Below are 23,133 nucleotides of genomic sequence, written 5' to 3'. Positions count from 1 at the left end.
TATAACCAAAGGAATAAGCTGCTGATGTGGAATCCTTTTATGTCTTTTTAATCAGTAGCTTATTCAAGATTGGTGCGGTTATAACTTTTCGCTAGGTTATAGGGGTTTGGCGGGAGTCTGTTACCGGTCGCCCCCTATGGCTGTTTTTTTGAGACGCTTACTTAATGCTGGCTGTGATATTCCCAGCAGTTTGGAGGCGAGTGACTGATTGCCCTGTGCCCGGTGCATAGCTTCACTGATCAGAAGATCCCCGACCTCTTGCAGGGTAGGCAAAGGGCGGTCCGGATTAAAGAGTATATGTTCGTTGCTGGCCTCTGGATCCGGTAGGGGGGCATATTGGTCAAGTACACGGCGAAAAACGTCCATAGAGAGCATCCGCGAGCGGTGTAAACTCATTGCGTCGTATGCCAGTGCCCGGAGTTCCCGTATGTTACCGGGAAATGCATAGTTGGCGAGTAAGACCGGAAGTTCTTTGGGAATGGTGGGTTTGTTTTTACCCAGCTCGTCTGCCGCCTCTTTGAGAAAATGTTCAAGCAACAACGGAATATCTGCGTTGCGCTGGCGTAGGGGAGGAATATCGACTTCATGGGTTTTTAGTCGGTAGTAGAGATCTTTGCGGAAATTCCCCTCTTTTTTCTTTTGCGCCAGATCCTGATGCGTCGCTACGACTACCCGCGATCGTAACCGTTTTGGCCGGTCGCTGCCCAAGGGGTAGTACTCTCTTTCCTGCAACAGGCGCAACAGTTTAATTTGTGAGGCTTGGCTCAAATCGCCGATTTCATCCAGAAACAGGGTGCCGCCCGCCGCCTGCTCTATGAGACCTGCCCGGGCTGTGTCCGCACCGGTAAACGCGCCGCGGTGGTGGCCAAAAAGGGTATCGGCAAACACATTGTCATCCAGCCCGGCCACATTGACGCTGACCAGTGGTCCCTGACGGTTGCTCAGCGTATGGATGGCCTCTGCGATCAGCTCTTTGCCGACACCGCTTTCACCACAGATCATGACGGGCTGGCTGCTCGGTGCGACTGACTCCAGATACTGGAAGACCGATCGCATGCCTTTATCTTCAGTGATGATCTTCGAAAAGGCTTCAGGGTGCTCTAAAGTATCGGTAAGAAAACGTCTGCGGAGCTCCTGATTTTCCAGCCGCATCTCCTGCATCTGAATGGCGCGTTTGATCCCCTCGTACAATCGGTCTTCTTCTGTGGTTTTGACAAAATAGTCGTAAGCACCGAGGCGGATACAGTTCACTGCGGTTTCCAGCTGGTTTAACCCGCTGATAATAATGACCCCGATCTCCGGGTACTCTTCGACGATTTTCTGCAACAGAACTTCGCCCGAGAGGTTGGGCATGGTCAGATCCAACAGCACCAGTCCAATATTTTCCTTGGCGAGAATTCCCATTACGTCACGGCTATCCTCACACTGGAAAATATGGTTAATTCCTCCCCGCCGTTCCAGAACAAGGCTGAGGCTGCGCAGGAAGGCAGCTTCATCATCAACCAGCAACACGCCAAAAGTGGGATAGTGATTAGTATTCATTAAGATGTGGTTCCTTTAATGGCGGGCAGCGAAAGTGTCGCACAAGTTCCATGCTTCGGGGTAGAGTCATAGGCTAGGGTACCACCATGTTCCTTAATAATGCTTGACGAGACCGATAGCCCAAGACCGGTCCCACCTTGTTCTCGTTTGGTGGTGAAAAACGGATCGCTCAGGTGCGGCAAGTGCTCGGGAGCAATTCCGTGTCCTTGGTCGCAAACTTCTAATTTCAGCATGTTTTGATGGCCCTGATAGATAGTACGGACTGAAATACCACGGGCAGGACTGTCGAGCGCCTGACAGGCATTGATGATCAAATTGATCACCACCTGCTCTATGCGCTGGGCATTACCTTCAAAACACGGCAGTTTGTCGGCGTAGTTCACCGTAAAGTGATGGGTGGACTTGGAAATGGTATTGTCGACCAGACGAATGGCCGTGGCGACGACATCGTTAAGGTCGACCGTTCCACTCAGTTCGGCCGGTTCCTGGCGGGCAAAATCTCTGAGATCATCAACAATTCGACGGATCCTGTCGGTACCGGTCAGCATATCATCCAGCATTGACGGAATGGCATCACGCATTCGGCTGTATTCCAGGCCGCCGAGAAGAAAATCACCGTGAGACCGGTAATGGGCTTCCAGGATCTCTTCGGCGTCCTGATAAACATCCTTCAGTATCGGCAGGTTAAGCAGTAACAGGCTGCTGGGGTTGTTGATCTCGTGGGCCACTCCGGAAACGAGAATACCCAACGAGGCCATCTTATCTGCCTGAATTAGCTGTTGCTGCTGCAGTTGCTGTTCCCGGGAGCGCCGTGCGACCTCTCGGCTGAGGGTCCGGTTCCAAATCATAATGATCCCGAGGATCAGTAACAGCAGTGCCGAAACAAAAGCGGCCGCCATCCCCAATTTCTTCCAGGTCACCCCGTTGTTTTCCATAGGACCCAGCCATTTGTCATAAATGGCCTGTTGTCGCCCGGTATTTTTGAGAATTGCCAAGCCCTCGCTGAACTGGGCCAGTAACTCTTGCCTGCCCTTCATGACAGAATAACCATATAGCTGGGCACCGAAAGGTTTTCCTGCCGGGAGTATGTTGGACAGCTCAAGCGCACGGCCCATATAAAGACCCGGCAGATTGGCAACCAGAGCATAATCGTGCTGGCCCGATGCCAGCAACCTCAGCGCAGCAGCATGGGTGTCGACCAAGATAAGCCGGGCGCCCGCATTTTTTTGCAACAAATAGTCGTGCATGATGCCGCCACTTTGCACGATAACCTCTTTGCCACTCAATTCGCTTAGTTCAGAAATGGTTGACGAGCCTTTACGGGCGAAAACAGACTGGTGGACAACCGCATGAGCGGGTGCAAAGTCGTAATTCTGGGTCCGGGCCTTGGACACAATCATTCCTTGTAATGCATCAATTTCTCCCGTTTCCAGCTTTCGGCGCATTGTGTCCCATTCACCAAGTTCGATGTCGACCTTGATCCCCATCACTTCAGCGATAGCCAGGGTGAGCTCAGTGTTGTAACCGTCGGGTTCGCCGTCCTCATTGAGAAATTCATAGGGAGGATAGTTATGATCCCCACCGACCCGGATGATATCGCCATGGTCGGATGCTTCGGCCTGAAGGATAAAGGCAGCTGGAAGCAACAGGATAACGAGCTTAAGCAGCCTGAAAATAGATTGAATTGGGGCAAATATCATACCGCTGTTCCTTTTAGCTGAACTCATTATTTTCCCTGAGGATCTGCCGTTGGCGGCTGATACTATTGATATTTTGAATATTATATAACGGATAACTAAGACGTATAACCCTTGGTACTGACATAAACTATTCAAATGTTATTCAGTTAGGCTTTAAGGAAGGGCAGGGGACGGCCTAAGTAGCAACGAGCAAACGAGGTAACTGGCATGGGGGAGGAGATGGACCGAAAATAAACGTATTGTCATATTATCATCAGGTTAGCTGAGATGCAGTGTGTTGTGAGTGCTGGCTCAGAATAGTGACAATCTTAGCTGCGCTGCCCATGAGGCTTTGAGCGCAGCCGATATGAGGTGAAACCACTAGGCGACAAGTTCGTGAAATTCGTCTTGCGACCAGGAAATACACTCAGTCGCTAAGATTTCAAGTGAATCCAGACACTGATCAGGCTGCTGATGGGCTTGCTCTGCTAGGGCGACGGGAATTTCAGTACACCCGAAAACAACCGCATTTGCACCGCGGGAAAGCATGGCCTCAAAAACCGGCGCCATTAAGCGTTGCCCGCGTGCAACGTCTCCGGCTTTGACTGCACAGATCCCTTCCATCACAGCCTGTTGTTCATGCTCTGTGGTTTCTATTGCATCAATCCCACATTGCGCCAGTTTTTCCTGATACATACCCGTCATTATCGTGGCTGATGTTGCTAAAATACCGACTTGACTATAACCACGCTGTTTTGCTTCAGTAACGACGCTGTCGATGATGTTGATGGTATGCACCTTGCTGATTGCCTGCAGTTGTGGATACCAATAATGCGCGGTATTACACGGTATAACAATACATTCAGCACCCGCTTGTTGTAGTTCTTCAAAGCCTTTTTTTAATGCAGGGAAAGGATCCAAACCATTTCCAATCAGAAAGTCGGTCCGGTCCGGGATCTGAGGAATATTACGAACCAGCATAGGAATATGCTGTTGATCATTACGAGCGGGAGTTTGTGCAATAATTTTATGCATAAATTCCACAGTAGCTAATGGTCCCATTCCCCCCAAAACACCTAATTTCCTGCTCATGTTCTTATCCCTACAGTGTTTTTAACTGTAATAACGATAAAATAGAACCTTCACGTTGAGAAATGCCATTGCTGTCACTCCCATGCCGGATCGGTATGGGGAATCAATAAAAATGTGAGATTAATCACTTGAAATCTGGTCAATAGGCACTACTGCTCCGTTATACTGTTTTTCATTTCGCGACCATAACGCATGAATATAGAAAGTAAGTGGCTGGAAGATTTTTTGACCCTGGCGGATGTGCGTAATTTTTCCCAGGCGGCAGGAATACGTAATGTGACACAACCGGCATTTAGTCGCCGTATCAGAGCATTAGAACATGCCGTAGGTGCTGAGCTGGTCGATCGAAGTAAAATCCCTGTCGAGTTAACACCCAGCGGAAGGCTCTTTCGGATTTCAGCGCGTAACTTAATTAATCAGATGGTAGATGGCATTGGTCAGCTATCCGGCCTCTCAAAGCTTGGTGGCAATATTGTGCGGGTTGCCGCCGCCCACTCCCTGGCAACCAGCTTAGTGCCGACAATCCAACCGCAGCTACTTTCCGGTAAGCATAACCCTCTACTCAGCGTAGAGGCGATCGATGTCGATCAGGCGATTGAAGAACTGCAGGAAGGGGGGTGCGATTTGTTACTTGCGTTTGATAATGAATTGTTGCGATTGCCTCCCTACCAGTCACTGCGTATTGGTGAAGCAGAACTATTACCGGTTTGTGCCTGTGATAGTGCAGGAAAGCCGTTATACCTGCTTGACAATAATAAAGCGGTACCCTGGCTTGCTTATAACCCGAGTTCCTATATGGGACGGCAAGTTGAAGCGATACGCGAGCAGGTAAAATTAGAGGCGGTGTTTTCTTCTTCGATGACGGATCTGCTGAAAATTCAGGTGTTGCAAGGGTTAGGGGTGGCATGGTTGCCGGACTATTCGATTAAGCAGGAATTAGCCGCAGGAAAAGTGGCCCTAATCGGCGAACCCTGTCTGAGATTACCTATTGCGTATTATGCGTACCGTTATCAGGCTCGGTTGCACCCAGCCGGTGAGCAAGTATGGAAAATGCTGTGTAATATGGCGAAGTAATACCAGTTCTGTTGATTGTCGCAGAAACGATCACCTTGAGGTTATCTGGGTCTATTTAACCTATTCCAAAGTGGAATGGGTTGGTGTCGTGCGTTTCGTTATTGTTTATTGATATATACAGGTAATCTAGCGGCCGATGATTATGATTAGGAAAACAATAGATGGATTTATCGCTCGAGATTATCACCATTCTCTTCATTGTTGCGGCAGTGGCCGGATTTATCGATGCCATAGCGGGTGGGGGAGGATTATTAACCGTTCCCGCACTCTTATCTGTCGGCTTATCACCTGCGCAGGCTTTAGCAACTAACAAGCTTCAGGGATCTTTTGGCAGTTTTTCCGCCACCCTTTACTTTATCCGCAATGGCGTCGTGAAGTTCAGTGAGATGCGCAATGGGATCATTTGTACTTTTATCGGCGCGGCATTAGGGGCTGTATTGGTACAAAAAATTGATGCGTCGGTATTAACTGCGATCATTCCGCTACTGCTGCTGGGTATCTCGTTTTATTTTCTTCTGGCGCCAAAATCCATTGCCGAGCCGGGTGAGTCTAAGCTGTCCGAAAATATGTTTGCCTTAACCGTTGGCACATCGATCGGTTTTTATGATGGTTTTTTTGGGCCGGGTGCCGGCGCCTTATTTACGATCTGTTTTGTTGCGATTGCAAAACGAGGAATAATCGAAGCGACGGCTAAAACAAAAGTGCTGAACTTTACATCAAACATCGCGGCGCTATTGTTCTTTATTATCGGGGGGCTTCCGGTATGGGAAGTCGGCCTGCTGATGGCTGCCGGTCAATTTATCGGCGCCAGATCGGGGGCTAAAATTGTGGTCACCAAAGGGCAGAAACTTATTCGCCCGATGGTGGTGATTGTTTCGATGGTTATGGCTATTAAGCTGTTGATCGAACAAAATCCACAATGGTTTCAATAAGCTGCTTAACTCTTTCAACTTTGTAGCTCTTGGGACGGTAACAAAGGTTAATCGGTCGGGTTAAATCATCAAGAAAATCAAAATGATGGCAATGCTCTGGTTTTATATTGAGGGTTTTTACCACAGACTCGGGTACCAGGGCCGGTGTTACTCCGCCGAGAGCTAAGAGGGCTGCTGCCGTATAGGAGTCCATTTGCATCAGCGGCTTGATCCCGGCTTTCTGTAAAATTCCTGCCTGATAGGTGTTAGCCGGATTTTTGAAGTCGTTGGTCAAAAGGGCGGATGGCGTCTTTTCTAGCGGAAGATTACTGATTATGGTAAACGATTCATTGAATATATGCCGGGTTGCTAAGCCGTGCTGAGGGGGAAGGTGCCCGGCACAAAAACCTAAACTGGCATCACCGGATTGCACTCGCTCAACAATGAATGGCGTTTGATGGGTCGAGATACTGATATAAGGATCTTGCGCAAGATAACACTTCATCATTTTACTCAGGTAGGCCGATACCAGTGTTTCAGAGCAAGCAAGCAAGATTGGCGAGTGGTCTTGTATTACCTGATGGTCAAACAATGCCCCCTGAATATCGGTCAGGCTCGGAGCGACACTCTCGATTAAAGCCACAGCTTCTGAGGTGAGCTTTATTTTTCTGCCGACAGGTTCAATCAGCTTTTTGCCTAACCGTTTTTCCAAATTGGCGATGCGCTTGCTGACCGCCGACTGGCTGATATATAAGCGACTTCCGGCCTTGCTCATGGTTCCTTCTTTTGCCAGAACCAATAAGGTTTCAATTCCTTCGAGTAACACAACGCAGTCCGATCATTGAAATTATGGCATTAATATAATGATGGTAAGGAGTGAAAGCCAGAACCAATTTGCAACAAAGCCAGTAAGTCTGGCTTTCTTCAATTATTCAGGAGGCGTCTCTTGCTGGGTAATGCTACCGACTTCAAGCAGCGGGGCAACATTCAGGTGCTCCGCATTCATCATCGATGAAATGCGCTGTACCGATGATAAAAGCAGCGATTGTTCCCAATCTTCAAGTTGCTGATATTCTGATACAAAATTGTCTTGCAAAGGGAGTGGCGCCTTTTCGAGCAGCTCTTTACCTTTTTCAGTTAAATGAGCATGAACTTTTCGCTTATCAAGCTTGCTTCTTTCACGAACCACCAGCTCTCGTTTTTCAAGACGATCAAGAATCGTTGTCGCTGTCGCCTGGCTCATGTTGGTATTATTTGATAACTGTCGGATCGTGGTTTCTTCGCCAGAGCCCCGGATTGCTCGCATCAACACCAATTGAGGGCCCGTTAATCCTGCATCTTTATTGAGTTTTCTCGAATGTAAATCAATGGCTCGGATTATCTGTCGAAGGGCAATGAGAACTTCTTCGTGTTTGTCCATTTTACTCTCCCAAAACAATTGCCGCGAAGTTACATCAAACGGCTTGAACATGAAAGTATTTGTTGCTATAGAAACGACATTTTTACTTACCCATCATACAAACATTGACATAAAAAGTTTAGTGTACTAATTAACTTTTTTTGGGGCTTTAACGTATGCGTTTAATGAGACACCACATTATGCTCTTCTTGGTTATCTTTAGTGATGTTTTTGCCTGTTTTCAGCTCGTTCGTTAATAGGTTAATCATTTTCAGTACAGGTTTGATTTTATAGGCTAATTTAAAATGTTATGAGTTCTGATGATTTTACACTAAAGGGTATTATTGGAAAACCGGGAATTATTCGTATCAGGTATGAGTGGACAGGTTCGTCTGATTTTGTTTGTTACAACTCCGGTTTAATGGCAGTCATCCAGAAGAGCTGACTTCCCATCATTTCTGAGCCTGAGGGGATCCCTCTCGTCCTGATGGCAAGATCTTGATAAGAATTGGTAGAAATGATCACGGAAAGCTACATTTAAGGCCAGAGGTATGTGAAATTGCCATACTTGAATTGATGTTCTTCGGGGGGCTGGCATGGCAATGATAAGGCAATGTTGTATCGCACTGGTTTTGATATTTGCCATGAGCTCGCAGGTATCGGCAAAACAATCGCTGCTAACGACACCCTCAATGGATGTTTTATCAGAGCAGCTGGGAGTGTCAGAGCCAACCGTGAAACCTGATATCGCTTTGCAATATCAACAGGCAAAGCTATGGGTGAAGGACGTTTCTGATAATTTGTTTGAAATCCAGTATATTGATGAGTTGGCGAAACTTTACTTTAACATTGGTTATACCCCGCTATGGCATGATTCTCTTGCCGCGACTGAATTTGAAGAGCAACTCCGCATTGTTGCTTTATCCGCAATCAGCTCAGATTTTTCCCAGCGTTATTCCCGGCTCAAGTATTACAAGTCGTCTGATGATTGGCGTCAGTATGATCTTTTGGCGACAGATACCTTACTTGCATTCATGAGTTATGTTGATAATTTACCCGCGTATGGCAGAGACTGGCTGTTTGGCGCCGGGGTTGATTTACGATTACCTTTACCATCGAAAACGGCAATCGCACGTCTGTCTCGGGCTGTTGAAAATAACCGTCTGCGATTTTTTATTGCTTCGCTAAAGCCTGCTGATCAGAGTTACACCAAAATCCTCCAGGCAATGACAGAGCTTGAAGTGCTAAATGAGGTACCTTGGCCTGGTTTTTACCAGCAAGGTATTATCCGGCCCGGAGACCGGTTACAGAGACCTGATGCATTAATTACTATTTTGGAAGGACTGGGAGATATCAGCAGGTATGAGGCGCAGCAGCTGCGCTCGAGGGATGTTGGTACTTTAAACCGGGACTTAACTGCTGGGGTGAAAAATTTTCAGCGGCGTCATGGTTTAAAAAGTGATGGGGTGATTGGGACGAAGACCCGGTATTGGTTAGCGCTAACACCTCAGGAGCGGATCCGCGTATTGGCATTGAATTCGCAGAGAGTGCGGTTATGGTCGGTCGAGTATTCATCGGTATTGATAGTCAATATTCCCGATTATGAAATGAGTCTATGGCTCGACAATGAGCGTGTGCTGGACAGTAAAGTGATTGTCGGACGGCCCAGCCGGCGTACTCCATTGCTGAATTCACGGGTTGATTCGGTGGTATTTAATCCCTATTGGAATGTCCCTATTTCTATTATGCGCAAAGATATTTTACCGCTGGCGCAGCGTGACCGGGGATACCTGTATCGCCATGACTATGACGTTATCCGGAGCTGGACAAATACAGAGCAGATACCTATTAATACGATAGACTGGCGTATTGTGAATGCCAAGCTGTTCCCGTACCGTTTACGTCAGAAACCGGGTGAAAAGAACGCTCTCGGGCTTTATAAATTCAACATGCCGAACCGATATGCCATCTATCTGCATGATACGCCAGCAAAGAGCCTGTTTAATAAAGAAGAGCGGGCATTCAGTTCAGGATGCGTACGTGTTGAGCAAGCAGAACATCTGGTCATGGCGTTGTTGAATTACTCGGGTATGTCAGAGCAGCAAATAAACGATCTGATATCCTATACAGAAACCAAGACAGTGGGTTTAAATAACCAGGTGAGAGTTCATGTTATTTATCAGACGGCATGGGTCGATACTCAAGGCATGGTGAACTTCCGTGGCGATGTATATCGCTATGATAAAGTGGGAAGCCGTTCGCAATTAGAAGAAAAATTTACATACCGCACAAATAATAATTTATCGATAACTCAATAAGTAGACGCTGCTTTCGTTATTAAGTGATATTTTTTTGCGATCTCGCAGTTTGACTGAGTATTCTCTGAACGTTATCGTGCTTAGATAATAGAGGCTTTATGGTTTGCTTCTTGTCAGATTTTGGTTTTGGTTAGGATGTCTGAGATTGATTACACGCGCCGTCAGATTTTAGTTGCTGGTGGGCTGACACTGGGCGCATGCTTGTTGCCAGGTGTGGCGATTGCCAGCCCGTTTAAAGCAACGAACCCGCGTAAAATTTCTCTTTGTAATATTCACACGCGTGAAGATTTAGAAACGGAATATTTTAACGGTACAAGTTATATCCCCGCTGAGTTACAGCGCATTAATCATATTTGTCGTGATTTCCGACGCAATGAAGCGGCTAAAATGGATCGCCGGCTGTTTGATGCTATAACGGAAATTCAGGCAAATTTAGGCCATAAAGGTCAGGTGCGAATTATTTCGGGTTATCGCTCACCGGCGACAAATAAAATGCTGCAGAAAAATGGTGGCGTTGCAACCAAGAGCTACCACATGAAGGGGGAGGCCGTTGACTTCAACTTAGAAGGCATACCACTGTCTAAAGTCCGACAGGCGGCACTTGAATTGCGGCTTGGCGGTGTGGGCTATTACCCGAAGAGTAACTTTATTCACATTGATACCGGCCCTGTACGTCGCTGGTAAGGGTCGTCATTCCCTTTTGGTTGTAACCATGGCATCCTTCACCCTAGTTTTTATGCCCGATTAGGAAAAGAGGACGTATGAGTCTCCAGTTTGAAATTGTTCCTGTAACCCCATTCCAACAAAATTGTTCTATCGTTTGGTGTGATGAAACCAAAGACGCCGCAATTATCGATCCTGGTGGCGATATTCATCTTCTTACCGACAAAGTTCATCAGCTTGGTTTGAATGTGAAACAGCTTCTTTTGACTCACGGCCATCTTGACCATGTTGGCGGTACCGCCCCCCTTGCAGCTCAGCTCAGTGTTCCTGTTGTTGGTCCTCATAAAGATGATGCTTTCTGGCTGCAAGGTTTACCGCGTCAAAGTGAGATGTTTGGTTTTCCGCTAACAGAAGCATTCGACCCTGATCAGTGGTTGGCGGAAGGTGATGAGATTGCCATCGGCAACCAAAAACTGCAGGTTCTACATACCCCCGGCCATACGCCCGGTCATGTCATTTTTCACAGCACTGAAGCCAAAGTGGCTTTTGTCGGTGATGTACTCTTCAAAGGGGGGATTGGTCGAACTGATTTTCCTAAGGGTGACTATCAAACCCTGATTAATTCGATCAAAGACAAATTATGGCCGCTGGGCAATGATGTGACCTTTGTATCTGGCCACGGGCCGGTATCCACTATCGGTCATGAACGCGCATCAAACCCGTTTGTTGCTGATGAGATGCCGATCTATTAAGTTTCGAGTAGCGCTTTTCCATTTCGGAAGAAGCGCTTTTTTTCCAGTATTTATTTTGAGGGAAGTAGGAGAGGTATATTGATGCTTTCTCGTTACTGGTCTCTTGTCCCTCGATACCTATCATTTTATTGTGATTACTTTCACGCTTTTTTATCCAGCCCCCAGAAACTAGGACTTTTTCCTAATGGCTTTAGGCCGCCTTCTCAAGCCAATTAACTACCCACTATTTAGAATCCTCAGCAAATCTGGTTAATCATCATCTTTGGCCGCTTACCAGCAAATAATACTCACCCCCGATGTATGTTTTGCAGTTAGTTGCCATGGCTTGGACATATAACAATTCCTCTGGCTCTTGATGATACCCAGCGATTCTGCTTACTGGATGCTGTGCCGATAGTCGCAGCATTTAGTAAGCAGGCTTATTCCGAGTAAATCTGTTGAGGGTTTCACATGTTTAAACTTTTGGAACAGGTCAGAAAGCCGACTTTAGACCTGCCTATAGAAGAACGTCGTAAAATGTGGTTCAAGCCATTTATTCAATCATATTTGGTTGTTTTTATTGGCTATATGGCAATGTATTTGATTCGCAAGAACTTCAATGTTGCTCAAAATGATATGATCTCGACATATGGTTTGTCGATGACAGAACTGGGTTTGATCGGCCTTGGTTTCTCTATTACTTACGGCATCGGTAAAACAGTCGTTTCATATTACGCTGACGGAAAAAATACCAAACAGTTTCTTCCATTCATGTTAATTCTGTCAGGTATCGCTATGCTGGGCTTCAGTGTCAGCATGGGTGGTTCAGGCGTGAGTCTGTTCCTGATGATTGCTTTCTACGGCTTGAGTGGTTTCTTCCAAAGTACGGGTGGCCCTTCAAGTTACTCTACGATCACCAAGTGGACCCCACGAAATAAGCGAGGTTCGTACCTTGGTTTATGGAATATGTCCCACAATTTTGGTGGTGCGGGTGCTGCCGGTGTTGCACTATTTGGTGCTAACTACCTGTTTGATGGCCATGTTATTGGTATGTTCATCTTCCCATCCATCATTGCACTGGTTGTTGGTTTTATCGGCCTGCGTTTTGGTAATGATTCACCGGAAGCTTACGGCTTAGGCACCGCGGAAGAACTCTTTGGTGAAGAGATCAGTGCCGAAGATCTTGAAGCTGAAGAAAATCAAATGACCAAGCGCGAAATCTTTATGGAATACGTGCTGAAAAACAAAATAATCTGGTTGCTTTGCTTCGCTAACATCTTTTTGTACATCGTACGGATTGGTATCGACCAGTGGTCTACCGTTTATGCTTACCAAGAACTGGGACTATCGAAAGAAACGGCTATTTCTGGTTTTACGTTATTCGAAGTCGGCGCACTTGTGGGAACGCTGATGTGGGGCTATCTGTCTGACCTTGCTAATGGTCGCCGCGCATTAGTTGCTTGTGTCTCGCTTGTTCTGATCATTTTTGCCTTAGAGTTTTACCAACATGCAACAAGCGAGTACATGTACCTGGGCTCACTGTTTGTACTAGGTTTCCTTGTGTTCGGACCTCAACTGCTGATTGGTGTAGCTGCGGTTGGTTTTGTACCGAAGAAAGCAATCAGTGTTGCAGATGGTGTCAAAGGTACGTTTGCTTACCTGATTGGTGATAGTTTTGCCAAACTAGGTTTAGGGATGATTGCTGACGGTACGCCTATCTTTGGCCTGACTGGTTGGAAAGGGACATTTGCGGCACTGGATACTTCAGCCGCTATTTGTATCGGGCTATTGCTTTTCGTTGCTATTGCCGAAGAGAAAAAGATCCGCCATGAAAAACGTCTGCTTAAAACAGCGACCACAGCAGCATAACTATTGTCTTGGTTGATAGTCGATGAAAATAGCCACCTTGAGGTGGCTATTTTGTTTGTGCCAACGGCAATTTCAAATTTTTATGGCAATAGAACCATGATGATAAACTAAGCATAATTTTAATAATTATGGTATCTCATTTTTCTATCTTGCTTGCACTGAAGGATGGATGTAGTTTATGCCTCTTTTCGCTATGACTGGGTATTTCTAGATGATCAAAGTTGCGTTAGTTGATGATCACTTCATTGTTCGTTCGGGTTTTGCTCAGCTGTTATCACTGGAGCTTGATGTTGAGGTGGTGGGTCAATTTGGTTCGGCCGATGAAGCTCGCAAAGGCTTACCAGGATCGAATGCGAATGTTTGTATCCTCGATATATCCATGCCGGATGAGAGCGGACTCTCCTTATTGGCTGATTTGCCTAAAGGGATAGCGTGTATCATGCTCAGTGTCCATGATTCTGTGGCAATCGTTGAAAAAGCCCTGGAATCTGGTGCACGCGGTTATTTAACCAAACGTTGCAGTCCTGAGGAGTTGGTGCAGGCCGTACGCACGGCAGCCGCTGGTGGTTGCTACCTTACCCCTGATATCGCAATGAAGCTGGCAGCACCGGATCGGGGGCGTAAGCTTCTTGGGCAGTTGACAAAACGAGAGCGCGAGATCGGCGAGATGCTGGCATTGGGGCTGGATGTCAAAGCCGTTGCCGTTCGTTTAGGATTAAGCCATAAAACCATTCATGTTCATCGTGCCAATGCGATGGATAAGTTAGGAGTGAAAAATAACGTAGCGCTGGCGAAATGTTTTGAGAGTGAGGCGCTTTAATGCGCAGTTACCTCATTACCTCACTGTGTGGCTGGTTACTGATCTCCTGCTGCTGGTTTTGTCTGTGGGTCCTGTCCTACTATTTTACCTTAGACCCTGAGCTGGCTATTTTACTCTTTCCCTTTGCCCTGCGGCTTGGCACAACGCTGCATACCCCAAAAGCCTACTGGACCGCGGTGTATTGCGCCGAATGGTGGCTCATGGTGTCGCTGGCGGTGTTGCTCGAACAATCGCAGTGGTTCTCGGCGATCATTGCCAGCATCGTTAGCGTGCCCATTTTGTGGTTAGCACAAAAATATTATTACGGTTCTCAGTGGCGACGACTGTGTGTGATGGGGGCGGTGATAGCACTGACCGCACTGGTGAATACTCTGGCTATCGGTGTCGTTAGCCACTCCCCCTGGATGGTATTACTGGTGAGTATTACCGGGGGCCTGATGTTGGTGCCCAGTTGTTACCTCATCTGGAGCTATTTGTTCCAGAATGCCTGGATCCCACTCACGGTCAATCTGGTATCAAAGCCTGTCGAGCTGCGTAGTCGGCATGTGGTGTTTTACGTCATCCTGTTCGCACTCAGTATTGCTCTTCAGGTGGGATTACCTGATGAGATGCGACGCTTTGCACCGTTCTGCTTAGCGATCCCCATTATTCTGCTGGCATTTCGCTATGGCTGGCAGGGAGCGTTACTTGGTACGTTATTAAATAGTGTGGCGTTAATCGCCGCACGAAGCGGTGTCAGTAATATGGAAATTACCGATCTGCTGTTATCACTGTCGGCACAAAGTATGACCGGTATCTTGTTGGGGTTGGGGATTCAGCGCCAGCGTGAACTCAATCAGAAACTCAGGTATGAGCTGGCGAGAAACCATAGCTTGTCACGTCAATTGGTGAAGGCGGAAGAGTCAGTTCGACGCGATATTGCCCGTGAGCTGCATGACGAAATAGGGCAGAACATTACGGCGATCAGAACTCAGGCCAGTATCCTGAAGCGGGTTGAAAATACGCCGATAGGCGAAAATTGCGCTTCGACTATCGAGCACCTGTCTCTGAATATTTATGACACGACTAAAGGTTTACTGACTCAGTTACGTCCTAAAACTCTCGATGATTTAGGGCTTGAAGAGGCGATATACCAGTTAGTACGAGAGATGGAATGCGAAGCGAGCGGTATTCGTACCTCGATAACCTGTGATGAACTCAATGAAAGCGATGCTGCGTTAAGCGATGCAATGAGTGTGACGTTATATCGGATCTGCCAGGAAGCACTGAATAATGTGGTGAAGTATGCAGCAGCGACGGAAGTCAGTATTACTTTGTCATTCCGGAAAGATGCATTTCTGGTGGTGAAAGATAATGGTATCGGCTTTCAACCGGAAGAGACAACCCGCGGATTTGGTTTGCGCGGTATGCGAGAACGGGTACAGGCTCTAGGTGGCCAGTTCACTTTGATCAGTTGTCAGAATGGAGATGGACGAGGAACTGAGTTGCAAGTTGTATTGCCGGTCCTTTAGCTTGGTTTGCATTAACGATGCTTTGCACATTTTATTAGTTGTAGATATAAAGTTATGATCGTTTTTTTTAAATCTGAACAACACGCTCCCGCAGTGACAGATCCTGACCAGGTGGATGATCTCTATCATCATTGGCGTTTCCATATCATGTTTACTATGTATATTGGTTATGCACTGTTCTACTTCACCCGTAAAAGCTTTAACTATGTGATGCCAGCCTTGATTGCCGATCTGGGGCTGGATAAATCGGATATCGGGATCATGGGGACGTTGTTTTACATTACGTATGGCTGCTCTAAGTTTCTGTCAGGGATCATCTCTGACCGTTCGAATCCCCGTTACTTCATGGGGCTCGGGTTGATTGCGACTGGCGTGGTCAATATTCTGTTCGGCTTCTCCAGTTCGATGATGATGTTTACCGCGTTGTGGATGCTAAATGCCTGGTTTCAGGGCTGGGGCTGGCCGCCTTGCTCTAAGTTGCTGACAACCTGGTATTCCCGATCAGAACGCGGATTCCGGTGGGCATTTTGGAATACCGCCCATAATGTCGGTGGCGCCTTGATCCCCTTGCTGGTGGGTTTCCTGACATTGCATTACAGCTGGCGTTACGGCTTAATTATACCGGGAATAATGGCGGTGGTTGTCGGGCTGTTCTTATGCTGGCGACTGCGCGATAAACCCATCACGCTGGGATTACCGACGGTAGGGCACTGGCGGCAGGATGTATTGGAGCTGGCCCATGAAAATGAAGGCGTAGGCTTAAGCCACTCCGAGATATTGAAAAAGTACGTACTGACCAATAAATACATCTGGTTGCTAGCCTTTAGCTACGTGCTGGTTTACATCGTGCGTACGGCAATTAATGATTGGGGCAACCTCTACCTGACCGAACAGCATGGCTACAGCCTGATCACCGCCAATACGGCTTTATCACTGTTTGAAGTCGGCGGGTTTATCGGTTCGCTGGTTGCTGGCTGGGGGTCGGATAAAGTGTTTGGCGGGAACCGTGGGCCCATGAACCTGATTTTTGCCATTGGAATTTTTTTGGCGGTCGCCGCATTATGGTTGATGCCTATGACCGGTTTTGTGCTCCAGGCGGGCTGTTTCTTTGCTATCGGATTCTTTGTCTTTGGTCCACAGATGCTGATCGGCATGGCAGCCGCAGAGTGCTCCCATAAAGACTCAGCAGGAGCCGCGACCGGTTTTGTCGGTCTTTTTGCGTACATGGGCGCGGCATTGGCGGGTTATCCGCTGGCGCTGGTGATGGAGCAGTATCACTGGACCGGTTTTTTTACCGTGATCTCTTGTGCGGCGGCGGTGGTTGGTTTACTTCTGCTACCTTTCTTAAAAGCGCAGGCGCCTGCCGTTGATGAAGATGACATTGGTGACAGAGACTACCTTGATTGCGCGAGGTAGCGGCGGAGCAGACCAATGAAATCATCGACAGGCCTGTCGAGTAAATCTTCTGAGATGAAAAAATCAAATCCCAGCAACTCCCGGTTGTAGTGCATTCTGTTTGCGAGCATAGCCAATAGTCCTTTGAGAACCTTACCGTCATGTGCCACGTAATGCGTGTCATCAAACAACATGTCTTCAATATCATGAGATGGTACATCCGCCCGTTTATAGGCAAGTATCAGTAACCCGCGCTGCTCCAGCAATAATTTGCTGGCAATACGCGGGCAGATGGTGGCCAAAAACTCGTCGTAGTCTTTTAACTTGATCCCTACCCAAGGCAGTGGACGGTGCCAGCCCTCGTAAGATAGCGAGACCGGGCCTATCTCCGTGATGTTTCGCCATCTGGCCAGCCAGCCGCCAGCCGAGCTATGAAATTGAATATGCATGAAAGTCAGAGTAAATGAAAGATCGGGTTCGTTTGATTGCTTTATCGCGATGATGAGCAAAGTCAGAGCAGCAATCAGCAAAATAGCGATAGCAGCCCCGCTGATCTCCGGATACAAGAAGACGCCCACTCCAATGGCAATAAAGGCAACAAAGCTGAAGATCAATAAATAAGCGCTGGGTTTAGGGAGTGGCGGCCTGATAAATAGCGTTTCCAAAGAGCCCCCTTCTGTTTGTCCGGTTTCTACTGGCATGTCATAAGTATGGCTGAGTATCAGATTTACAGGGCGTGCGCATCAAAATGACTATGATGTATGTTTTATACTGTGAATGATCAGCCAAGTTACTCCCGTAGCCTGCACTAGTTGTATTTTCTGGTGTTTTTTTATCCAAAATCTAATGCTACAAAGTTGCTCAAATTCACCTCATATCGCGTTTGTTTTTTGTGAAAATCGAGATCTTATCGCTTGTTTTTGAGTGAGATCATATTTTATTGTTGGTTAAATAGCCGTTTGCTGGCATTTCCCTGACATCCTTGGTATAACACGCGCTTACTTTTTCCCGCTGGTACAGTGGTGACTGAAAGTAGTGCAACGGAGTAGGAAATTTAATGAGAATCTCTCACAAACGTAAAGTTCAGCTTAAGCTACAAAAGCGAGTACAGGCATCTGTAGCAGTAGCAAAACCAGCAGCGAAGAAAGACGCTGTGAAAAAAGCACCAACTGCAGAAACGGTAAAAGCTGCTCCAGCGGCAAAGTCTGTTGAAGAGCAAAAGCCAGTTGAAGTGGCGGCACCTGCTGCAGTTCAAGTGGCTTTGACTCCGAAACAGCAACAAGTGCTGGATATCGTGGTTAAAAACCAAGATGGCCTAAACCCTAAAGGTATCGGCCTTCAGGCTGGTCAGGAAGATGCGAAAGCAGCTTCATGGGCAACAGGAGCGCTAAAAAAACTGACTGAAGAAGGTCTGGTTGAACGCATCCAATTAGCAGGAAACAAAGTGCTTTATAAAGCTGCTTAATGACTGCTAGACCTGCTCCTTAGTATTGAGGAGCAGGTGTCTCCCCGCTTATCTCTGTAACCGTTCCCCAAATTATTTATAGCCTTTATAAAACGACCATTAACTTGTGATTAAAGTGCCTATTGGTTGTTTCCCGATGTGTCACCAATCCTTAGAACCTGACGGTTTTGTCTGCCTCTGCTATAACTTATTTATGAAGAAGTGATTTTTTTCAGGGTCGAGACACTCGGAGGTGATTATTTATGACAATGATAAGTGCTAGAGAATTTTCTGGCTGGCTTCGTAATCGCTTTGCTGAAGATAATCAAGGGGTCTGTTTGACGCGCCAAGATATCAATCAGCTAACCGGCAGACAGAGTTTTTCTCTGGGGTTTGTTCACGATATCCATTACGAACTGATGCAGCATGGCATGGCATTTGTCACGGATACGTCCCGCGAAAACTTCTATCTCATTCCGCTCTCTAATAAACCCTGGCGTGAACAATTGGAGCACCAGTATGAAAGGGAGCTTTTTTGTAATGTGTTACCTCTGGATAAATCCGGTTAATATCCAGAAGTAACATAATGATGATGAAGATTTTGATTTTTTGGCAATAAAAAAGGACACTTTTTTGCGCCCTTTTTGGTTGATTTTATTAGATAAAACTGGCCGGTTTAGCCTTAGCTAAGAACTGCGGCAATGCCTTTACAGAGTGGTAGCATGTTGTTCTTAGTCATCCCCGCCACACTGATGCGGCCGGAGCCTACAATGTAAATGGCAAACTCTTCTTTCAGACGGTTAACCTGGGCTTTATTCAGGCCTGAGAACGAGAACATACCGTTCTGACGTTCAATGAAGCTAAAGTCGGCATTAATACCAAGATCTTTAAGCGTCTGTACGAACAGGGTGCGCATTTCCTGAATGCGGTCACGCATATCAGCGACTTCCTGTACCCATTCAGCACGCAGTTCGGCATCGTTAAGAATTTCAGTAACAATCGCAGCCCCGTGAGCAGGTGGATTAGAGTAGATAACACGGGCAATACTCTTGACCTGACTAAAGGCGGTGACTGCCAGAGCTGCATTTTCGGCGACCAGGGTAAAAGCACCAACACGTTCATTGTAAAGGCCGAAGTTTTTCGAGAACGAACTTGCAACCAGCAGCTCTTTACATCGTGCGGCGAAGATACGCAAACCTTGCGCGTCTTCTTCAACCCCTTTAGCAAAGCCCTGATAAGCGAAGTCGAACATAGGAAGCAGTTGCTTTTCTACACATAGCTGTGCAAGTTGTTCCCACTGAGCAGCATCTGGATCGATACCTGTCGGGTTGTGGCAGCAGCCGTGAAGCAGAACAATATCGCCGGCTTGTGCGCTAGCCAGATCGGTCAGCATGGCGTCGAAATCCATGTCTTTCGTTTCAGCATTGTAATAGCCATACTGAGCTGTTTCTAAGCCCGCCGCGCCAAATACACCCATGTGGTTGGCCCAGGTCGGATTGCTGATCCACACTTTCACATCGCCAAGCTGACGCTTAATGAATTCTGCCGCAACACGCAAGGCACCAGTGCCACCAGGAGCCTGAGCAGTCTGTGCTCGCTTGTCTGAAATAATAGAAGCGTCAGCACCAAATAATAGCTGTTGTACTGCCAGGCCATATTCAGCTGTACCGGGAATACTAAGGTAAGACTTGGTGGTCTCTTTTTTCAGTAAAATGGCTTCGGCTTTTTTTACCGAGGCAAGTACAGGTGTATTACCGGACTCATCTTTATAGATCCCAACGCCAAGGTTAATTTTCTCTGGGCGGGTATCATTTTTAAACTCATCCGTTAAGCCAAGAATAGGGTCGGCAGGTGCTGCAGTGATTTTTTCAAACATTAGTGGTCATCCATGCTGATAAATGATTCGGTCAAGAGCCCTATTTATACCCTTTGCGATAGAAGGTTGACAAGACAATGGAACAATTTCACTCGAGAAATTACTTATTTGTTGCTACCCCATTGTTCTGAATGGCGATGCCATGACGATAATTGGTGTGGTTATAGAGACAGGCAACGAGATGATTAATTAGAGTTCGAAATATTATTTGATTTTGTTCTGCTGGCAATATTCTGATTTTGGTCGGCAATAATGAGTAAAAACGTTATTTGACTCATATTTTCCGATTAAACTTGACACCTAAAGCACATAAATGATTTGATCTCTCAAATGCAATTTATTTATAGAGCTAAATAATCTTGGCAACTTGAGTGTCAAGATGGGATTCGATAATGAGTACACACGATAAGTACAGTATAGAAAATACGGATTACACTGTTGGGCAGGATAATATCCAGAAGTGGGGTTTTGATGTACATAATCCTGTTTTCGGAATAAGTGTTGCTCTAATTGCGTTGTTTTTGATTGCCGCTTTGGTTAGTGATGCCGCAACAGCAAAAGCTGTTCTTGACGGAGTGAAAAATAGCATCATTAATAATTTTGACGCACTGTTTTTATGGTCAGGTAATATTTTTGTCGTTTTCTGCTTCGCTTTGATTGTGTCACCGTACGGGAAAATCCGTATTGGTGGTGCAGAGGCAGAAACAGATTATTCACGCATGTCATGGCTATCGATGCTTTTTGCCGCCGGTATGGGTATCGGTTTGATGTTTTGGAGCGTCGCAGAACCTGTCGCATATTATACCGGCTGGTATGGAACGCCTTTAGGTGTAGAAGCCAACACTCCTGAAGCCGCTAAGCTGGCACTTGGTGCAACCATGTATCACTGGGGCTTCCACCCTTGGGCAATTTATGGGGTTGTAGCACTATCTTTAGCTTTCTTTACTTACAATAAAGGTCTGCCACTTTCAATTCGTTCGATCTTTTATCCGATTCTTGGTGATCGCGTATGGGGATGGCCTGGGCATATTATTGATATTTTTTCTGTCATCGCGACCTTATTTGGTCTGGCGACGTCATTAGGCTTAGGCGCTCAGCAGGCGGCAAGTGGTATTGAACATGTGTTTGGGATCGAGAGCGGGATAGGCATGCAAATCGGCGTTATCGTCGTGGTGACTCTGTTGGCTGTTATCTCGGTAGCTCGCGGTATCGATGGCGGTGTAAAACTGTTAAGTAATATCAATATGCTGGTTGCTGTTGCACTGTTGGTATTTGTCATTTTGGTGGGATTTGCCATATCAATGGGGTCAATTCCAACGACGATAAGTGCTTATCTTGATAACTTTGTTGCACTGAGTAATCCCCATGGCCGAGAAGATCAAACGTGGTTTCATGGCTGGACTGTTTTCTACTGGGCATGGTGGATTTCATGGTCACCATTTGTTGGTATGTTCATCGCTCGTATATCAAAAGGCCGTACCGTTCGCGAGTTTATGACTGCGGTATTGATTGTTCCGACCATGGTAACCGTTCTTTGGATGTCTACATTTGGTGGTCAGGCGATTGATCAGGTGATAAATGGCGTCGGTAGTTTAGGTGAAAATGGTATAACAGAAGTGCCTCTGGCGATGTTCCAGATGTTTGATGCGCTTCCATTTAGCTCATTGCTGTCGGTGACTGCGATTATTTTGGTGATGGTCTTTTTCATTACATCATCTGACTCAGGTTCACTGGTTATCGATAATATTACCTCTGGCGGTAAGATTGATTCGCCACTGCCACAACGGGTATTTTGGGCCACGGTTGAAGGTGCCATTGCTGGTGTATTGTTGTGGGTTGGTGGTACCGAGGCTATTGAAGCACTTCAGGCTGGTGCAATTTCAACAGCATTACCGTTTACCTTTATTCTGCTATTAATGTGCGTGAGCTTGGTATTAGGCTTCCGTACTGAGCGTTTTCGTTAATAAGCGAAGTGCGTAGAGAATAAAACACAACGCCGTTGCACTCTAAACAAGTGGCAGCGGCGTTTTTTTATGCGCTAATTTTGTGCGTACTATGATAATCAGGCGCTATTGCCAAATCTCTGATAATGGTGTGTCCGGATCAAAGTGATAGGCAATTTGAGCTTGTAACAGCTCTGCGGTTGCTAATGCATCGGTTAAGGCATGGTGGGGTTGATAGGCGGGTAATCCATAACGTTGTCTGGCTTTACCCAGCCGTACAGAGTTCGGTCTTTTCCCTTGCAGGCGTTTCCAAAAACCCCCATATTGGCGAGACTGTATCGCAGATTCGATCGCCATCGTGTCGACAACAGGAAATTGAATCCCTTCATTGAGCCGTTTCTTTAATGCCCGGTCCATAAATTCCCGCTCGATACGCTGGTAGTGCACCACAATTATTTTACCCGCTAAAGCATCCAGTACTTTTTCGAGAATGCGTAATAAATCAGGAGCATCGTTTACATCTGAGTGGGTAATACCATGGATCACTACTGACTCATCACCAAGAGGTTGGCGCGGATTGATGACCCAATGAGCCGATTCACGGCATCGAATACGTTGCAGGGTGAATGGCACGAGTCCGATGCTAACAATGCCATCTTTTCTGGGATCAAGACCCGTCGTTTCAAAGTCTAATGCGACAAATGGAACATTACGTAATGGTGTATCACCACTGACCATTTCTGTGCTGTAGTATTGCTTGAGGCGAGAGTCTTTGGCCTGACTGGCAATCTTGGCAAAAAAACTTGGCCAGTCAGGGGTTGCTGTATTGTTTAACAAACGTTTTGTTGGCTGGTTGAACATAAATA

The 23,133-nt window shown here is 46.7% G+C and carries 20 protein-coding genes; 12 read left to right on the top strand and 8 right to left on the bottom strand.

The genetic code is table 11. The features are described from left to right. Positions 1 to 120: 120 nt before the first annotated feature. The 3 genes from R3289_RS06230 to R3289_RS06220 form a co-directional block, all read right to left on the bottom strand. On the bottom strand, positions 121 to 1,542 hold the full coding sequence (locus R3289_RS06230) for a sigma-54 dependent transcriptional regulator (RefSeq protein WP_318924629.1): 1,422 nt from the start codon (positions 1,540 to 1,542) through the stop codon (positions 121 to 123). Next, a complete protein-coding gene (locus tag R3289_RS06225; RefSeq protein WP_318924628.1) occupies positions 1,542 to 3,242 on the bottom strand; it encodes a transporter substrate-binding domain-containing protein in 1,701 nt (566 codons plus the stop codon). Before R3289_RS06225 ends, R3289_RS06230 begins: the two co-directional genes overlap by 1 nt. 360 nt (positions 3,243 to 3,602) lie before the next feature. Continuing rightward, a complete protein-coding gene (locus tag R3289_RS06220; protein ID WP_318924627.1) occupies positions 3,603 to 4,313 on the bottom strand; it encodes an aspartate/glutamate racemase family protein in 711 nt (236 codons plus the stop codon). 192 nt (positions 4,314 to 4,505) lie between these two features. On the opposite strand from R3289_RS06220, the gene R3289_RS06215 reads away from it, so the two are divergent. Beyond that, complete coding sequence (locus R3289_RS06215) at positions 4,506 to 5,387, top strand: LysR substrate-binding domain-containing protein (RefSeq protein ID WP_318924625.1); 882 nt, start codon at positions 4,506 to 4,508, stop codon at positions 5,385 to 5,387. Between the two features lie 161 nt (positions 5,388 to 5,548). Beyond that, complete coding sequence (locus tag R3289_RS06210) at positions 5,549 to 6,319, top strand: TSUP family transporter (RefSeq protein ID WP_318924624.1); 771 nt, start codon at positions 5,549 to 5,551, stop codon at positions 6,317 to 6,319. Here R3289_RS06210 and R3289_RS06205 read toward each other — a convergent pair. Continuing rightward, positions 6,279 to 7,124 carry a LysR family transcriptional regulator gene (locus R3289_RS06205; protein ID WP_318924623.1) on the bottom strand — a complete coding sequence of 282 codons (846 nt, stop codon included), beginning with the start codon at positions 7,122 to 7,124 and terminating at the stop codon, positions 6,279 to 6,281. The two genes, R3289_RS06210 and R3289_RS06205, sit on opposite strands and share 41 nt — an antisense overlap. 102 nt (positions 7,125 to 7,226) lie before the next feature. Then, the gene (locus R3289_RS06200; RefSeq protein WP_318924622.1) at positions 7,227 to 7,718 is read right to left on the bottom strand and encodes a MarR family winged helix-turn-helix transcriptional regulator; all 492 of its coding nucleotides are present in this window, start codon (positions 7,716 to 7,718) and stop codon (positions 7,227 to 7,229) included. 575 nt (positions 7,719 to 8,293) lie between these two features. Here R3289_RS06200 and R3289_RS06195 point away from each other — a divergent pair. The 7 genes from R3289_RS06195 (at position 8,294) to R3289_RS06165 (ending at position 17,025) form a co-directional block, all read left to right on the top strand. After that, positions 8,294 to 10,015: a L,D-transpeptidase family protein gene (locus R3289_RS06195; protein WP_318924621.1), complete on the top strand. Its 1,722-nt coding sequence runs from the start codon at positions 8,294 to 8,296 to the stop codon at positions 10,013 to 10,015. Positions 10,016 to 10,159: 144 nt separating this feature from the next. Then, the gene (locus R3289_RS06190; RefSeq protein ID WP_413466683.1) at positions 10,160 to 10,699 is read left to right on the top strand and encodes a DUF882 domain-containing protein; all 540 of its coding nucleotides are present in this window, start codon (positions 10,160 to 10,162) and stop codon (positions 10,697 to 10,699) included. A gap of 77 nt (positions 10,700 to 10,776) precedes the next feature. Further along, positions 10,777 to 11,430: an MBL fold metallo-hydrolase gene (locus tag R3289_RS06185; RefSeq protein ID WP_318924619.1), complete on the top strand. Its 654-nt coding sequence runs from the start codon at positions 10,777 to 10,779 to the stop codon at positions 11,428 to 11,430. Between the two features lie 450 nt (positions 11,431 to 11,880). Next, positions 11,881 to 13,278: a hexose-6-phosphate:phosphate antiporter gene (uhpT, locus tag R3289_RS06180; RefSeq protein WP_318924618.1), complete on the top strand. Its 1,398-nt coding sequence runs from the start codon at positions 11,881 to 11,883 to the stop codon at positions 13,276 to 13,278. A gap of 211 nt (positions 13,279 to 13,489) precedes the next feature. Next, entirely contained in the window at positions 13,490 to 14,098 is a 609-nt protein-coding gene (gene uhpA / locus R3289_RS06175; protein ID WP_318924617.1) for a transcriptional regulator UhpA, read from the top strand. Next, positions 14,098 to 15,609 carry a signal transduction histidine-protein kinase/phosphatase UhpB gene (gene uhpB, locus R3289_RS06170; RefSeq protein ID WP_318924616.1) on the top strand — a complete coding sequence of 504 codons (1,512 nt, stop codon included), beginning with the start codon at positions 14,098 to 14,100 and terminating at the stop codon, positions 15,607 to 15,609. Before uhpA ends, uhpB begins: the two co-directional genes overlap by 1 nt. Before the next feature lie 54 nt (positions 15,610 to 15,663). After that, complete coding sequence (locus R3289_RS06165) at positions 15,664 to 17,025, top strand: MFS transporter (protein WP_318924615.1); 1,362 nt, start codon at positions 15,664 to 15,666, stop codon at positions 17,023 to 17,025. On the opposite strand, the gene R3289_RS06160 is transcribed toward R3289_RS06165, so the two are convergent. Next, complete coding sequence (locus R3289_RS06160; RefSeq protein ID WP_318924614.1) at positions 17,004 to 17,669, bottom strand: DUF2982 domain-containing protein; 666 nt, start codon at positions 17,667 to 17,669, stop codon at positions 17,004 to 17,006. The two genes, R3289_RS06165 and R3289_RS06160, sit on opposite strands and share 22 nt — an antisense overlap. 392 nt (positions 17,670 to 18,061) lie before the next feature. On the opposite strand from R3289_RS06160, the gene R3289_RS06155 reads away from it, so the two are divergent. Both R3289_RS06155 and R3289_RS06150 read left to right on the top strand, forming a co-directional pair. Further along, positions 18,062 to 18,469: a MarR family transcriptional regulator gene (locus tag R3289_RS06155; protein WP_318924613.1), complete on the top strand. Its 408-nt coding sequence runs from the start codon at positions 18,062 to 18,064 to the stop codon at positions 18,467 to 18,469. 242 nt (positions 18,470 to 18,711) lie between these two features. Further along, on the top strand, positions 18,712 to 19,017 hold the full coding sequence (locus R3289_RS06150; protein WP_318924612.1) for a hypothetical protein: 306 nt from the start codon (positions 18,712 to 18,714) through the stop codon (positions 19,015 to 19,017). A gap of 113 nt (positions 19,018 to 19,130) precedes the next feature. On the opposite strand, the gene R3289_RS06145 is transcribed toward R3289_RS06150, so the two are convergent. After that, entirely contained in the window at positions 19,131 to 20,324 is a 1,194-nt protein-coding gene (locus tag R3289_RS06145) for an amino acid aminotransferase (RefSeq protein WP_318924611.1), read from the bottom strand. Between the two features lie 392 nt (positions 20,325 to 20,716). On the opposite strand from R3289_RS06145, the gene R3289_RS06140 reads away from it, so the two are divergent. Continuing rightward, on the top strand, positions 20,717 to 22,288 hold the full coding sequence (locus R3289_RS06140; protein WP_318924610.1) for a BCCT family transporter: 1,572 nt from the start codon (positions 20,717 to 20,719) through the stop codon (positions 22,286 to 22,288). Between the two features lie 105 nt (positions 22,289 to 22,393). On the opposite strand, the gene R3289_RS06135 is transcribed toward R3289_RS06140, so the two are convergent. Then, positions 22,394 to 23,128: a 3'-5' exonuclease gene (locus R3289_RS06135; protein ID WP_318924609.1), complete on the bottom strand. Its 735-nt coding sequence runs from the start codon at positions 23,126 to 23,128 to the stop codon at positions 22,394 to 22,396. Positions 23,129 to 23,133: the final 5 nt, after the last annotated feature.

It is taken from the genome of Photobacterium sp. (assembly GCF_033720175.1).
Classification (GTDB): Bacteria; Pseudomonadota; Gammaproteobacteria; order Enterobacterales; family Vibrionaceae; genus Photobacterium.
This window is presented reverse-complemented; position numbering and strand designations above follow the sequence as displayed.